The sequence below is a fragment of the Kitasatospora sp. NPDC127035 genome (assembly GCF_042726075.1).
Taxonomy (GTDB): Bacteria; Actinomycetota; Actinomycetes; order Streptomycetales; family Streptomycetaceae; genus Kitasatospora.
On sequence record NZ_JBHXDN010000015.1, the window covers coordinates 169,409 to 183,784 of the forward strand.

The 14,376-nt window shown below is 71.6% G+C and carries 13 protein-coding genes; 6 read left to right on the forward strand and 7 right to left on the reverse strand.

Going from position 1 to position 14,376, the window contains the following annotated elements; translation table 11 throughout:
- Positions 1–544: 544 nt before the first annotated feature.
- Positions 545–988 carry a methylmalonyl-CoA epimerase gene (gene mce / locus ACFWIC_RS13690; RefSeq protein WP_329952217.1) on the reverse strand — a complete coding sequence of 148 codons (444 nt, stop codon included), beginning with the start codon at positions 986–988 and terminating at the stop codon, positions 545–547.
- A 258-nt stretch (positions 989–1,246) separates the two neighbouring features.
- Here mce and ACFWIC_RS13695 point away from each other — a divergent pair, with 258 nt between their 5' ends.
- Both ACFWIC_RS13695 and meaB read left to right on the forward strand, forming a co-directional pair.
- Entirely contained in the window at positions 1,247–2,440 is a 1,194-nt protein-coding gene (locus tag ACFWIC_RS13695) for an acetyl-CoA C-acetyltransferase (RefSeq protein ID WP_329882996.1), read from the forward strand.
- 79 nt (positions 2,441–2,519) lie between these two features.
- Positions 2,520–3,476, forward strand: coding sequence for a methylmalonyl Co-A mutase-associated GTPase MeaB (gene meaB, locus ACFWIC_RS13700; RefSeq protein WP_329952213.1), 957 nt, complete (start codon positions 2,520–2,522; stop codon positions 3,474–3,476).
- A gap of 113 nt (positions 3,477–3,589) precedes the next feature.
- Here the strand turns inward: meaB and ACFWIC_RS13705 are convergent, their stop codons facing one another.
- The 4 genes from ACFWIC_RS13705 to ACFWIC_RS13720 form a co-directional block, all read right to left on the reverse strand.
- On the reverse strand, positions 3,590–4,114 hold the full coding sequence (locus ACFWIC_RS13705) for a MarR family transcriptional regulator (RefSeq protein ID WP_329882994.1): 525 nt from the start codon (positions 4,112–4,114) through the stop codon (positions 3,590–3,592).
- 85 nt (positions 4,115–4,199) lie between these two features.
- Positions 4,200–5,000, reverse strand: coding sequence for an AIM24 family protein (locus ACFWIC_RS13710; RefSeq protein WP_329883202.1), 801 nt, complete (start codon positions 4,998–5,000; stop codon positions 4,200–4,202).
- A 257-nt stretch (positions 5,001–5,257) separates the two neighbouring features.
- Positions 5,258–5,908, reverse strand: coding sequence for an AIM24 family protein (locus ACFWIC_RS13715; RefSeq protein ID WP_329882993.1), 651 nt, complete (start codon positions 5,906–5,908; stop codon positions 5,258–5,260).
- Positions 5,908–6,546 carry an AIM24 family protein gene (locus ACFWIC_RS13720; RefSeq protein WP_329882992.1) on the reverse strand — a complete coding sequence of 213 codons (639 nt, stop codon included), beginning with the start codon at positions 6,544–6,546 and terminating at the stop codon, positions 5,908–5,910. Before ACFWIC_RS13720 ends, ACFWIC_RS13715 begins: the two co-directional genes overlap by 1 nt.
- A 231-nt stretch (positions 6,547–6,777) precedes the next feature.
- Between ACFWIC_RS13720 and ACFWIC_RS13725 the strand changes: the two genes are divergently transcribed.
- On the forward strand, positions 6,778–7,101 hold the full coding sequence (locus ACFWIC_RS13725; RefSeq protein ID WP_329883201.1) for a DUF3817 domain-containing protein: 324 nt from the start codon (positions 6,778–6,780) through the stop codon (positions 7,099–7,101).
- A gap of 124 nt (positions 7,102–7,225) precedes the next feature.
- On the opposite strand, the gene ACFWIC_RS13730 is transcribed toward ACFWIC_RS13725, so the two are convergent.
- On the reverse strand, positions 7,226–8,839 hold the full coding sequence (locus tag ACFWIC_RS13730; RefSeq protein ID WP_329882991.1) for a M4 family metallopeptidase: 1,614 nt from the start codon (positions 8,837–8,839) through the stop codon (positions 7,226–7,228).
- A gap of 486 nt (positions 8,840–9,325) precedes the next feature.
- Positions 9,326–10,963 carry a M4 family metallopeptidase gene (locus ACFWIC_RS13735; RefSeq protein WP_380518350.1) on the reverse strand — a complete coding sequence of 546 codons (1,638 nt, stop codon included), beginning with the start codon at positions 10,961–10,963 and terminating at the stop codon, positions 9,326–9,328.
- 491 nt (positions 10,964–11,454) lie between these two features.
- Between ACFWIC_RS13735 and ACFWIC_RS13740 the strand changes: the two genes are divergently transcribed.
- The 3 genes from ACFWIC_RS13740 (at position 11,455) to ACFWIC_RS13750 (ending at position 14,329) form a co-directional block, all read left to right on the forward strand.
- Positions 11,455–11,994, forward strand: coding sequence for a MarR family transcriptional regulator (locus ACFWIC_RS13740; protein WP_329952210.1), 540 nt, complete (start codon positions 11,455–11,457; stop codon positions 11,992–11,994).
- Positions 11,995–12,069: 75 nt separating this feature from the next.
- Positions 12,070–12,411: a DUF3817 domain-containing protein gene (locus ACFWIC_RS13745; protein WP_329882988.1), complete on the forward strand. Its 342-nt coding sequence runs from the start codon at positions 12,070–12,072 to the stop codon at positions 12,409–12,411.
- 232 nt (positions 12,412–12,643) lie between these two features.
- Positions 12,644–14,329, forward strand: coding sequence for a methylmalonyl-CoA mutase family protein (locus ACFWIC_RS13750; protein ID WP_329882987.1), 1,686 nt, complete (start codon positions 12,644–12,646; stop codon positions 14,327–14,329).
- Positions 14,330–14,376 lie beyond the last annotated feature (47 nt).

Below are 14,376 nucleotides of genomic sequence, written 5' to 3' on the forward strand. Positions count from 1 at the left end.
CGTTGTCCGGGCGCTGGTCCGACTGGTCCTTGCATCCGCGCTCGTGCGGGCGGCCCCGTCCTTGGGGGCACCCGCCGCGGTCGTGGGAGTCCGGGGCTTGGGAGCGCGGTCGATCCGCGTTCCCCCGTCCGGGTGGACTCCTGGGCGAACTCTTGCCTTGTGGAGAATGGTGACAGATCCGTCTTGCGACTGTTCAGCCGTGCCCGCGAAATGGACTCCCCTGCGACGGGCCTCCCACCGGGGCGGACGGGCCTGTCTTCGGCCGTGCCCGTCGTCCCCGTCCCCCGGAGTCTTCGCGCACCTGGGCATTGTAGTGGGAGCGCCTTGCGGGGGAATGGCCGCGTGGGGGTTTTCCGGCTCGCCGCCCGAGGTTACCGGCGGGTCATGGGCGTGGAGGGGCGGTGGCACGGCGGCGGACGGGCGTCCGGGGGGCCCGAGGAGTGCCGGAGGAGTCGCCGGGAACGGGGCCGGGGAGAGACGCCGAAGTGGCCGGGAAGCGGCGGGGAGGAGCCGGGTGCCGCCGCCCGGCGGCACCCGGCGTCGCTCAGTGGGCCTCGTGCTCGCCCGGCTTCGCGGCGGTGACCAGCTCGGTCAGTACGCCGCCGCAGTCCTTCGGGTGCAGGAAGGTGATCCGGGAGCCCATCGAGCCGATCCGCGGCTCCTCGTAGAGGACCCGGACGCCCTTGGAGCGGATCTCCTCGGAGTCGGTGTCCACGTCGGCGGTGCCGAAGGCGATGTGGTGGACGCCCTCGCCGTTCTTCGCCAGCCACTTGCCGACCGGGGAGTCCTCGCGGATCGGCTCCAGCAGCTGGAGGTAGGAGGCGCCGCCGTCGCCGGTGTCGTTGATCTTGAGCATGGCCTCGCGGACGCCCTGCTCCTCGTTGACCTCGCTGTGGAACACCTCGAAGCCGTAGGTGGAGCGGTAGAACTCGACCGTCTTGTCGAGGTCGTGGCAGGCGATGCCGATGTGGTCGATACGGGTCAGCACGGTGGCCTCCGGATGCGGCGCGGGTGACAGGTCGGCAACAGTGCAGCGCATGCGGGTCCGCGGCGCCAGCGATCCCGGTGCGAGCCTGCTCACACGGGAGGCCCGGCGGCAAGGGTTCACCCGGACCGGGTTGACACGGTGTTGACTGGAGGGTGCCAGTGCGCTCGATCACACGGTCGGTCCGGTGACGGGCGGGTAGCAGGTCAGTACATTGAGCGGCATCCTCACCTGGCCACGACGTGCGAAGGGGCCCGTCCTATGACCAACACCACCTCTGTGATCGTTGCCGGTGCACGGACCCCGATGGGTCGGCTGCTCGGTTCGCTCAAGGGCTTTTCCGGCGCCGAACTCGGCGGCTTCGCGATCAAGGCGGCGCTGGAGCGGGCCGGTGTCACGGGCGACCAGGTCCAGTACGTGATCATGGGCCAGGTGCTGCAGGCCGGCGCCGGCCAGATCCCGGCCCGCCAGGCCGCCGTCAGGGCCGGTATCCCGCTGAGCGTCCCCGCGCTCACCATCAACAAGGTGTGCCTCTCGGGTCTGGACGCCATCGCCCTGGCCGACCAGCTGATCCGGGCCGGCGAGTTCGACATCGTGGTGGCGGGCGGCCAGGAGTCCATGACCAACGCCCCGCACCTGCTGCCGAAGTCCCGCGAGGGCTACAAGTACGGCGCGATCGAGCTGCTCGACTCGATGGCCCACGACGGCCTGACCGACGCCTACGAGAACATCCCGATGGGCGAGTCCACCGAGAAGCACAACGCCCGGCTGGGCATCCCGCGCGAGGTCCAGGACGAGATCGCGGCCGCCTCGCACCAGCGCGCCGCCAAGGCCCAGGCGGACGGCGTCTTCGACGCCGAGATCGTCCCGGTGGCCGTCCCCCAGCGCAAGGGCGAGCCGGTCCTGTTCAGCCAGGACGAGGGCATCCGCGCCGACACCACCGCCGAGGGCCTGGCCCGGCTGCGCCCGGCCTTCACCAAGGACGGCACCATCACCGCCGGCACCTCCTCGCAGATCTCGGACGGCGCCGCGGCCGTGGTCGTGATGAGCAAGGCCAAGGCCGAGGAGCTGGGCCTGAGCTGGATCGCCGAGATCGGCGCGCACGGCAACGTCGCGGGCCCGGACAACTCGCTGCAGTCGCAGCCGTCCAACGCGATCCGGCACGCGGTCGCCAAGGAGGGCATCGCCGTCGGGGACCTCGACCTGATCGAGATCAACGAGGCCTTCGCCGCCGTCGCCCACCAGTCGACCAAGGACCTGGGGGTGTCGTCGGAGATCGTCAACGTCAACGGCGGCGCGATCGCGCTCGGGCACCCGATCGGCATGTCCGGCGCACGGGTGGTGCTGCACCTCGCGCTGGAGCTCCAGCGCCGCGGCGGCGGTGTCGGCGCGGCCGCGCTCTGCGGTGGCGGCGGCCAGGGCGACGCGCTGATCGTCCGGGTTCCCAAGGCCTGACCCGTCACAGGAAACCCACTCAGGGGCTGCGGACCGCCACCGGCGGGCCGCAGCCCTTCGGCGCAAGGAGCAGCTACCCATGATCGATGTGCCGACGCTGGTCGAGCAGGCCCGGCAGGGCCGTCCGCGGGCGGTAGCCCGACTGATCTCGCTGGTCGAGAACGCCGCACCCGAGCTGCGCGAGGTGATGGCCGCGCTGGCGCCGTACGCCGGGCGCGCCTACACCGTCGGGCTGACCGGCTCGCCGGGCGTGGGCAAGTCCACCTCCACCTCGGCGCTGGTCTCCGCCTACCGGCGGCTGGGCAAGCGGGTGGGGGTGCTGGCGGTCGACCCGTCCTCGCCGTTCTCCGGCGGCGCGCTGCTCGGGGACCGGGTCCGGATGCAGGACCACGCGACCGACCCCGAGGTGTTCATCCGCTCGATGGCCACCCGGGGCCACCTGGGCGGCCTCTCCTGGACCGCCCCGCAGGCGCTGCGCGTGCTCGACGCGGCCGGCTGCGACGTCATCCTGGTCGAGACGGTCGGTGTCGGCCAGTCCGAGGTGGAGATCGCCGCGCAGGCCGACACCACCGTGGTGCTGCTCGCCCCCGGCATGGGCGACGGCATCCAGGCCGCCAAGGCCGGGATCCTGGAGATCGGCGACCTCTTCGTGGTCAACAAGGCCGACCGGGACGGCGCCGACGCCACCGCCCGGGAGCTGAACCACATGCTCGGCCTCGGCGGGCCGCGCGAGCCGGGGGACTGGCGGCCGCCGATCGTGAAGACCGTCGCGGCCCGGGGCGAGGGCGTGGACGAGGTGGTCGAGGCGCTGGAGAAGCACCGCGCCTGGCTGGACGAGCACGGTGAGCTGGCCGTCCGCCGCCGCCGCCGGGCGGCCGACGAGATCGAGGCGATCGCGCTGGCCGCGCTCCGCGCCCGGATCGGCGACCTGCGCGGCGACCGGCACCTGACGACCCTGGCCGAGCGGGTGGTGGCCGGGGAGCTGGACCCGTACGGGGCGGCCGACCGGCTGGTCGCGGGGCTCACGGCGGCCTGACCGGTCCGTGCGGAAGGCCGGCACCCCTCGTGCGGGGCGCCGGCCTTCGTCCCGCGCGGCGGTTCGTTCCGTCGTGCGGCGGTTCCGTGTCGCGCGGTGGTTCGGGGGCCGGGTCAGGAACGGCCGCGGAGCCCGCGCAGGTGCTCGGCCACCGGGGCGAGCGCCTCGTACATCGCGTCCAGCTGCTCGGGCGTGAAACGGTCGATGAAGTGCGCCCGGACGCTGCGGACGTGGTCCGGGGCGACCCGCTGCATGGTCTCCCAGCCCTGTTCGGTGAGGTGGGCGTACAGGCCGCGGCGGTCGCCCGGACACTCCTGCCGCAGCACCAGGCCGGCGTTCTCCATCCGGGTGATCTGGTGCGAGAGCCGGCTCTTGGACTGGAGGGTCGCGGTGGCGAGGTCGGTCATCCGCATCCGGCGCTCGGGGGCTTCGGAGAGCACGACCAGGATCTCGTAGTCGTTGATCGCCAGGCTGTGCGGCTGGAGTTCGCGGCCGAGCTGGTAGTCGAGCAGCTTGGCGACCTCCAGGTGGGCCCGCCACAACCGCTGCTCCCGGGAGGACAGCCAGGGGGTCTCCTCCTCGGGGCCCGCGGGCTGCGAGGAGGAGACGTCGGCCGGGGCGATCGTGTGCGTGTCCATGGACACAGCATACCCCAATTAGTTCAATGTTGTACGAATTTACCGGCGTTCACGAACGCCGGCGTACGGATCCGGCCGGGGCGGCTCAGAGTCCGAAGCGGCGTCCGAGGTCGCCCAGGTTACCGAGGCCCGGCACGTTCGGGCCCCCGTGGCCCTGGGCGTGCTGCGGCGGCACCCCGCCCATCGGCACGCCGGCCTCGGCGTGCACCTGGCCGACCGCGCGCTCGGCCATCAGCACCTCGGTCGACTGCAGCAGCACCTGTCCGGCGCCGATGAACTCGAACTGGTGCTCCTCGCCGGACGCCCCGCCCAGCCCGGTCAGCCGGCGGATGCCGCCGATCACCCCGTGCATGTAGTCGTGGTCGTAGTGGTGGCACGGCGCCGGGCAGTCCGCCCAGCCCACCAGTGCCTGCGGGTCCACCCGGATCGGCGGCTCGACGAAGTGCACCGGTCCGTTGGAGGCGGCGACGAACTTGCCGCTGCCGATCAGGGTGAGGAACCCGGGGATGATCGACTGCTTGAGCCGCAGTGTGGGCTCGTACGCGAGGAGGTTGCCCGAGCGGACCGTCAGGTTGCCCTCCTCCAGGTCGTAGGAGTTGAGGTCGAAGGCGCGGTCGGCCAGCAGCAGCTTGCCCCGCCCCTCGGCGACCACCCAGTCCGCCGCGTGCATCGGCGAGTTGAAGTGCTGCCCGAGCATCCGGTCGATCGCGCCGGCGCCGACGCCCTTGAAGGAGATGTCGCCGTAGTAGGCGATCATCTTGCCCTTCTGCAGGAAGTACGACCCGTTGAGGTCCACCGAGAAGGCGTACGGGTTGACGTTGTCGTTGACCGGCAGGCTGTGCACGTCGTGCACCACCGGGCCGGAGCCGTCCTGGGCCTTGGGCAGCGGGGCCTGGGCGCCGCCGAACTGCTCCTGGGCGTACTGCTGCGGCGGCTGGGCCGGGTAGCCCTGCTGCGGGGGCGGCGGGTACCCCTGCTGCGGGTAGCCCGGCGGGGGCTGCGGCGGGTAGGGCTGTCCCTGCTGCGGGTACCCCTGCGGCGGGTAGGGCTGCCCCTGCTGGGGGTAACCGGGCTGCGGGTAGCCGGGCTGGGTGGGCTGCCCGTACGGGTCCTGCCCGTACGGGGGCTGCGGCGGGTAGGACATCAGAGCTTCTCCTCGCTCGCCTGCACGTACACCGCGCCGTTCCCGGACAGCTCCAGCTGGAACGCCTCGCCGGAGCCGCGCCCGATCATGTCGCGCCACCCCAGCGCGGTGGACAGCTTGTTCTGGACCTGGCCGCGGTGCGCGACGTAGGCCTGCGGGTCGACGAACACCGGCTGGTGCGGGGTGATCGGCAGCTCGAAGACGCCGCCGTGCGCCATCACCGCCACCGCGCCGTGGCCGTCCAGCTTGGTGGTGAACAGGCCCTGTCCGGTCACCTGACCGCGGACCATGCCCATCACACCGCCCTGCGAGCCCATGAACATGGTGGACTGCTGGAGCGAGCCCTCGAAGGCCAGCAGCCGGTCCGCCTCGACGTACAGGGTGTCGCCGGTGAGGTCGATGACCTGCACGTGGTGGCCGCCGTGGCCGAACATCACGCTGCCGTGGCCCTCGACGCTCATCAGCGGGGTGTCCTCGTTGGCCACCCGGCGGCCGATCATCGACATGACCCCGCCCTGCCCGCCGGTGATGTTCGGCGTGAACCGGACCTCGCCGCGGTACGCGAGCATCGCGCCGCGCTGGCTGAACAGCCGCTGGCCGGGAACGACCACGGCTTCGATCATCTTGCTGTTGATCTTCGTGAACGCCATCAGACGTCGCCCCCGACGGTCAGCTTCTCGGACGGCTGCACGTAGACCAGGCCCTCGCCGGCGAACTCGACCTGCACGGCCTCGCCGCCGCCCTCGCCGATGAAGGTGCTCCAGCCGGCGCCCGACTTGATGGAGCGGTTGAGGTTGCCGGTGTGCGCCACGTACGCACCCGGGTCGACCCGCAGGGGCATGCCCTGGGTGACCCGGAGGATGATCGCCGGACCCTTGGAGGTGACCGCGGCCCAGCCGTGGCCCTCGACCTTGGTGGTGAACAGGCCGTTGCCGGAGGAGACGCCGTTCAGCCCGGTGAAGCTGGTACCGGTCTTCAGCGTCGCCTCGGTGCAGAGCAGGTTGTCGGACTCGACGTACAGCGTCTCGCCGTTCAACCGCACGAGGTTGATCTCGGTCGCGCGGTCGGCGAAGTAGCAGGTGCCCTGTCCCTTCACCTCCATGACCGTCATCTGCTCGCCGGTCAACCGGCGGGTCACCATGCCCCGTAGGCCGTCGCCGCCGCCGCTGAGCTTCTTGAAGCCCATCTGGCCGGTGTACGCGACCATTGAGCCGTTTCTGGCCTTCACGGCGTCGCCCGTCATGTCGACGGCGAGCACCTTGGACCCCTGGAGTCGAAACTGTGCCACGGGCGCAATCTAGCGGGCCGCGGGCGGCCCGGGGGAGGGGGTGGGGGTGTTCTGGTACGCATCTGGGACAAAGCGGGGGTCCGGACTCCGCTCCGGACCCGGCTCCGCACCCCTGCACCGCACCCCTGCTCCGGACCCCGGCCGAGGACCCGGACATGTGCTCGGTGATAATGGGCCGGACGCTTGTGAGCCGGTTCACAAGTGATCTCCGACCCCCGCATCGAGGTACCCATCGTGAACAGCAGCGCCGTCCACCGCCTGCGCCTGGTCTCCGGCCCCGAAGGGGTCTCCTTCCTCCTCCTGCTGCTGTGCTCGGTGCTGAAGCGCACCACCAGCTTCAACGGCGTGCCCGTGATGGGCATGATCCACGGGATCCTCTTCATCCTGTACGTGGTCTTCTGGATCATGGCCTGGCAGGCGCAGAAGTGGGACGTCAAGCGCGGCGCCGTGCTGTTCATCCTTTCGGTGCTCCCCGGCGGCGGCTTCGTCGCCGAGCGGATGCTCGCCAGGGAGGAGCGCGCCGGCGGCCCGGTCGGGAAGCCCGTCACGGCCTGAGCCGCCGACCGGTCCGACCCCGCCGCGAACGCCGACAGGCTGCCGGGGCCCCCTCTCCCAGTGGGCCCCGGCAGCCTGTCGCTTTTCCGGGAGTGGTCCGGTGGCGACTAGTTGACCTTCACCGCTAGTTGACGTTCACCGCGCTCCAGGCCGCGGCCACGGTGTTGTACTCGGTGCTGCCGGCGCCGTAGAGGTCCTTGGCGGCGTTCAGCGTGCCGGTGCGGGCCGCCTTGTAGTTGGTGCTGGAGGTGAAGTAGGTGGTCAGCGCGCGGTACCAGATCGCCCCGGCCTTGGCGCGGCCGATGCCGGTGATCGTGGAGCCGTTGGAGGTCGGGCTGTTGTAGCTGACGCCGTTGATCACCTTGGCGCCGCTGCCCTCCGAGAGGAGGTAGAAGAAGTGGTTCGCGACGCCCGAGGAGTAGTGGACGTCGATGCCGCCGATGCCGGAGTACCAGGAGTCCTTGGACGAGCCGTCCTTGGAGGGCTTGTCCAGGTAGCGCAGCGGCTGGCCGTTGCCGAAGATGTTGATCTTCTCGCCGATCAGGTAGTCCGGCACGTCCACCGGCAGATTGGCGTACCACTCGACCAGGGTGCCGAAGATGTCCGAGGTGGCCTCGTTGAGGCCGCCGGACTCGCCGGAGTAGGTGAGGTTGGCGGTGGCGGAGGTGACGCCGTGGGCCATCTCGTGGCCGGCCACGTCGATGGCGGTCAGCGGGTTCGAGTTGCCGGTGCCGTCGCCGTAGGTCATGCAGAAGCAGGAGTCCTGCCAGAACGCGTTGACGTAGGCGTTGCCGTAGTGGACCCGGCTGCTCGCGCCGACGCCGTTGTTCTTGATGCCGTTGCGGTTGAAGGTGTTCTTGAAGTAGTCCCAGGTGGCGCTGGCGCCGAACTGCGCGTCCACCGCGGCCGACTGGGTGTCGGAGGCGAGGCCGTTGCCCCAGTTGTTGTCCGCGTCGGTGTACAGCGCGTTGCCGCTCTTCGCGTTCCCGGTCCACTGGTTGCCGCGGGACGCGTCCTTGAGCTGGTAGGTGGAGCCGCTCTGGGTGGTGGTCAGGGTGACCGAGCCGACGTGGACGCCCTTGCCGGTGCCGGTCGCGGTCTGCACCTCCTCGTGGGTGGAGAGCACCTTGCCGCTGGCGGCGTCGGTGATCAGCCGCTGGCTGCTCGGGGTGCCGTCGGCCCGCTCGCCGTGGACCACCGTCTGGTAGGCGAGGCGGGGGCTGCCGTCGCCCGCCCAGACGACCAGGGTGGGCGGGCTCGCGCCGTCGACCCGGCTGACCGGGATCTCGTCCGCGTCGGCGGCGATGCCGACGGTGGCCCGGACCGAGTCGACCGCCTGGGTGGAGGCCGTGCCGGCGGAGAGCGCGGGGGTGAGGCTCGGCAGCGAGAGCCGGCCGTCGAAGGCGCGGTCGACGGAGGTGATCGTCCCGTTGGCCTTCTGGTGCACGATCAGGTCGCCGCCGAGCACCGGCAGGCCGGCGAACGTCCGGTCGTAGCGCAGGTGCCGGGTGCCGTTGGCGTCGACGATGGCGTCCTTGACGACCAGCGTCTCCTGGCCGCCGAGCGCGAGGGCCTGGGCGAGCGGCGCGGCCTGCTGGCCGGCCAGGGCGATCAGGGCTTCCCGCTGCTGGACCGGCGCGGGGGGCGCGGCCTGGGCGGGGGCGGCGGCGACCTGGATGGCGCCGGCCAGCAGAGCGGTGGCGGAGAGTACGGCGCCGGCTGTCAGCTTTCGCTTCACGTACGGGGTTCCTTCCACGAAACCGCGGGTGCGCGGTCACGCCGCATACCGGGGCACCGGGGTTGGCGCCGTGGGGCGGTAGGGCGTTGACGTGCTGTCCCGTGCGGCCTGGCGGTCCGTCGATGGGTGGGGGCGACGGCCGCCCGACGGGGCGTGGTCAGAAGCATGACAATGCAGGTTGTGAAAGAACAGGGTGCGGCCGGCGATTGGCCAGGTCCCGCCACGCGCAGGTGCGGGAGGTGACGGAGCGCCGGGTGTCCGGTTCGGGACGGTTCGTCCGGCTGGCGGGATTCCGCCAGCCGACGGGCCTTGCCGGGCCCGGCGGCCGTTGCTACCGCGCGCCCGTGCCCATGCCCGCGCCCCCGGCGCTCGCGCGTACGGGCGGCGCGTGGACGCCCGGTGCCCGCCGGTGGCGGAGGTCCGGGAACGCCGGACGCCCGGGGCCTCCCCTCCCAGTGAGGACCCCGGGCGTCCGGCACGCGGACGTCAGTTGACGTTGACGCCGCTCCACGCGGCGGCCACGGTGTTGTACTCGGTGCTGCCGGCGCCGTAGAGGTCCTTGGCGGCGCTGAGGGTGCCGGTGCGGGCCGCCTTGTAGTTGGTGGTGGAGGTGAAGTAGACGGTCAGCGCGCGGTACCAGATCGCCGCGGCCTTGGTGCGGCCGATCCCGGTGACGGTCGAGCCGTTGGAGGTCGGGCTGTTGTAGCTGACGCCGTTGATCACCTTGGCGCCGCTGCCCTCGGCCAGCAGGTAGAAGAAGTGGTTGCCGACGCCCGAGGAGTAGTGGACGTCCAGGCTGCCGACGCCCGAGGACCAGGAGTCGGCCGATCCGCCGTCCCTGGAGGGCTTGTCCATGTAGCGCAGCGGCGTGCCGTCACCGTTGATGTCGATCTTCTCGCCGATCAGGTAGTCCGGCTTGTCGACGGGGAGGTTGGCCGACCACTCGACCATGGTGCCGAAGATGTCCGAGGTGGCCTCGTTGAGGCCGCCGGACTCGCCCGAGTAGTTGAGGCCGGCGGTGGCCGAGGTGACGCCGTGGGTCATCTCGTGGCCCGCGACGTCCAGTGCGGTCAGCGGGTGCGTGTTGCCGTCGCCGTCGCCGTAGGTCATGCAGAAGCAGGAGTCGTTCCAGAACGCGTTGACGTAGTTCTTGCCGTAGTGGACGCGGCTGGTGGCGCCGACGCCGTTGTTCTTGATGCCGTTGCGGCCGAAGCTGTTCTTGTAGTAGTCCCAGGTGGCCGCGGCGCCGAACTGCGCGTCCACGGCGGCCGACTGGCGGTTGGCGGCAGTGCCGTCGCCCCAGGTGTTGTCGGCGTCGGTGAGCAGCGTGCCCGACCCGGAGGTCCTGCCCTTGAGGTCGCTGGTGGACTGTCCGCCGCGGGAGGCGTCCTTCAGCGAGTAGCCGCCGCTCGCGGTGGAGGTGGTCAGCGGGACGCTGCCGACGAAGACGCCCGTGCCGGTGCCGGAGGCGGTCTGCACCTGCTCGTGGCTGGAGAGCACCTGACCGGTGGCGGCGTCGGTGACCAGCAGCTGGCTGCTCGGGGTGCCGTCGGCGCGGAGGCCCTCGACGGTGGTCCGGTACGCCAGGCGCGGGTTGCCGTCGGCGGCCCAGACGACCAGCTGGGCGGCGCCCGCCCGGCGGACCTCGGTCACCGGGGACTCGTCCTTGTCGGCGGCTATGCCGACGGTGGACTGCACCGCGCCGGTGGCCTGCGAGGCGGCCTGGTCGGCGGGGATCCCGGGGGCCAGGCTGGGCACCGAGATCTGCGCGGCGACGGCCTTGTCGACCGCCTTCACCGCGCCGTCGGGCGCCTGGTGCACCACCAGGTCGCCGCCGAGCACGGGGAGGCCGGCGAAGGTGCGCTCGAAGCGGAGGTGTCGGGTGCCGTCGGCGTCCACGACGGCGTCCTTGGCGACCAGCGTCTCCTGGCCGCCCAGGGCGAGCGCCCCGGCCAGCGGGCCGGACTGGCCGCCCGCCAGCGCGATCAGGTCGGCGCGGTGCTGCGCGGCCTGCGCCTGGGCGGACGGGGGCGGGGTGGCCTGGGCCGCGGTGCTCACCTGGATGACGCCGGTGAGGAGGGCGGTGGCGGAGAGTACGGCGCCGGCTGCGAGCTTTCGCTTCACGTACAGGTCCTTCCGGAAAACCGCGTGTGCGCGGTCGCACCTCGCTCCGGGGTGCCGGGGTTGGCACCTGAGGGGCGGAACGGGCGCTGACGTGCTGCTCCGTGCGGTCCCCGGCGGTCACCGGTGAGTGGGGGCGGTGATCGCCGGACGGGGCTGGGCGAAAGCATGACAATCCAACAAGTGAAATGACAGGTCTGCTTCATCGATTGGCCAGGTCTCGCCAATGCGGCGGATCGTGAACAGGGCGACAAAGGGGGACGGATCGCCCTTCGCGCGGCGGGTCACCGCCCGGACCGAGGCCTGATCCCGGGCCGGACGCCGGTTCGTCGGTCAACCACCTGACCCGGCCTGCGGGTTGGCGGGGGTTCACATCCGCGCAACGTCCTGGTCCGGACCTGGTGGACCGGCTGGCGTGATCCCGCCACGTGTCGCACTTGTCCACCATCAGGACGCCTGGTAGCACCAGCCCCACCCGCCGGTACGGTAAGGGCGTGGCCAAGCCCCTCGCACTCGACTTCGATCCGATCGCCCGCGCCGACGAGCTGTGGACCCGCCGCTGGGGAGCCGTCCCCTCGATGGCGGCGATCACCTCGATCATGCGCGCCCACCAGATCCTGCTCGCCCGCGTGGACGCGGTCCTCAAGCCGTACGGACTGACCTTCGCCCGCTACGAGGCGCTGGTGCTGCTCACCTTCAGCCGGACCGGCGAGCTCTCGCTCTCCAAGGTCGGCGAGCGGTTGATGGTCCACCCGACCAGCGTCACCAACACGGTCGACCGCCTGGAGCGGGCCGGCCTGGTCGCCCGCCGCCCCAATCCGCTGGACGGCCGCGGCGTGCTCGCGACGATCACCGCGCGCGGTCGCGAGGTCGTCGAGGAGGCCACCCGCGGGCTGATGTCGGTGGAGTTCGGCCTGGAGGAGTACGACGCGGACCAGTGCCGCGAGGTGTTCGACCTGCTGCGTCCGCTGCGGGTGGCGGCCGGCGACTTCGACGAGTCGGAGGCCGAGGGGCCTGCGCGGGGCGGGGCGTGAGGACGGCTACCCTCGTGGGAGCGGTGCGCGGAACGGGCGTGCCCCCCGATCCTGCCGAGCGAGGCGATTGAAGATATGAAGGCGACCCCCCTGCTGGGCTGGTACCGGGCCCTGGCCATTGCGACCGGTGCGGCTCTGCTGGTGTTCTGCGGCTTCATGGTGGCGAAGTACGGCTTCGACGCGGCCGAGGACGCGACCACGTACGTGGCGATGCTGCACGGCTACCTCTACATCGGGTACTTCGTGGTGACCTTCATGCTCGGGCAGAAGCTCAAGTGGCCGCTGGGCCGGATGATCCTGACCCTGGCCGCCGGCTGCATCCCGTTCGCCTCCTTCGTCGCGGAGCGCAAGGTGGTCGCCGAGGCCGCCGCGAAGCTGCCGTCCGGCGACGCCGCCCGCCAGCCCGCGGGCGTCTGACCACAGGTGTTCCGCAGGGCGCTCTCCCCCGTCGGGGAGGGCGCCCTCGTGCGTGCCGCACCCCGTGGCGCACCCCGTTCCGCCCGGGGGCCGCCCGTCGGCCGCCGAATTCCCCGCATGTCGTACCGGACGTCCGTCGACAATTACTAGGACGTCCGAGTAAATTAGTAGGACGTCCTAACAGCAGTGTCGCCCGCTGGTGCGGCGGCCGTACGGAGCGGAGTTCGGGGTCATGGACGCCGAGGAGATCGAGCGCGGACGTCAGCGCTGGCAGCAGCGGTACGACAGCGCCCGCAAGCGGGACGCGGACTTCACCACCCTCTCCGGGGACGAGGTCGAGCCCGTCTACGGGCCGGCCCCTGGGCAGGCCTACGAGGGATTCGAGCGGATCGGCTGGCCGGGCGAGTACCCGTACACCCGGGGCCTGCACCCGACCGGCTACCGCGGCCGGACCTGGACCATCCGCCAGTTCGCCGGCTTCGGCAACGCCCAGCAGACCAACGAGCGGTACCGGATGATCCTGGAGGCCGGCGGCGGCGGCCTCTCGGTCGCCTTCGACATGCCCACGCTGATGGGGTACGACTCCGACGACCCCAAGTCGCTCGGCGAGGTCGGCCACTGCGGCGTGGCCATCGACTCGGCCGCCGACATGGAGGTGCTGTTCGGCGGCATCCCGCTGGGCGAGGTCACCACCTCGATGACGATCAGCGGCCCGGCCGTCCCGGTCTTCTGCATGTACCTGGTCGCCGCCGAGCGCCAGGGCGTCGACCCGGCGGTGCTCAACGGCACCCTGCAGACCGACATCTTCAAGGAGTACATCGCCCAGAAGGAGTGGCTCTTCGCCCCGGAGCCGCACCTGCGCCTGATCGGCGACCTCATGCAGTACTGCGCCGAGGGCATCCCGGCGTACAAGCCGCTCTCGGTCTCCGGCTACCACATCCGCGAGGCCGGGGCCACGGCCGCGCAGGAGCTGGCGTACACCCTGGCCGACGGCTTCGGCTACGTCGAGCTGGGCCTCTCCCGGGGCATGGACGTGGACGACTTCGCGTCCGGCCTCTCCTTCTTCTTCGACGCGCACCTGGACTTCTTCGAGGAGATCGCCAAGTTCCGCGCCGCCCGGCGGATCTGGGCCCGGTGGATGCGCGACCGGTTCGGCGCGAAGACCGACAAGGCGCAGTGGCTGCGGTTCCACACCCAGACCGCCGGCGTCTCGCTCACCGCCCAGCAGCCGTACAACAACGTCGTCCGCACCGCCGTCGAGGCGCTCTCGGCGGTGCTCGGCGGCACCAACTCGCTGCACACCAACGCGCTGGACGAGACCCTGGCGCTGCCCTCCGAGCAGGCCGCCGAGATCGCCCTGCGCACCCAGCAGGTGCTGATGGAGGAGACCGGCATCACCAACGTGGCCGACCCGCTGGGCGGCTCCTGGTACGTCGAGGCGCTCACCGACCGGATCGAGCAGCAGGCCGAGGAGATCTTCCGGAAGATCCTCGACAAGGGCCGGGACGACCACGAGATCGGCCCGATCACCTCCGGCATCCTGCGCGGGATCGAGGACGGCTGGTTCACCGGCGAGATCGCCGAGGCGGCCTTCCAGTACCAGCAGGGGGTGGAGAAGGGGGAGAAGCGGGTCGTCGGCGTCAACTGCCACCCGCGCAGCGTCACCCCCGAGCTGGAGATCCTGCGGGTCAGCCACGAGGTGGAACGCGAGCAGGTGCGGGTGCTGGGCGCACGCAAGGCGGCCCGGGACGACGCCGCGGTCCGGGCCGGGCTGGACGCGATGCTGGCCGCCGCGCGGTCCGGTGCGTCGATGATCCCGCCGATGCTGGACGCGGTGCGGGCCGAGGCGACCCTGGGCGAGATCTGCAACGCGCTGCGCGACGAGTGGGGCATCTACCGGGAGACCGCCCGGTTCTGACCCCGCCCGCCCCGGCGGGCCGAGAGCCGCCCCGCACCTCCGTGTGC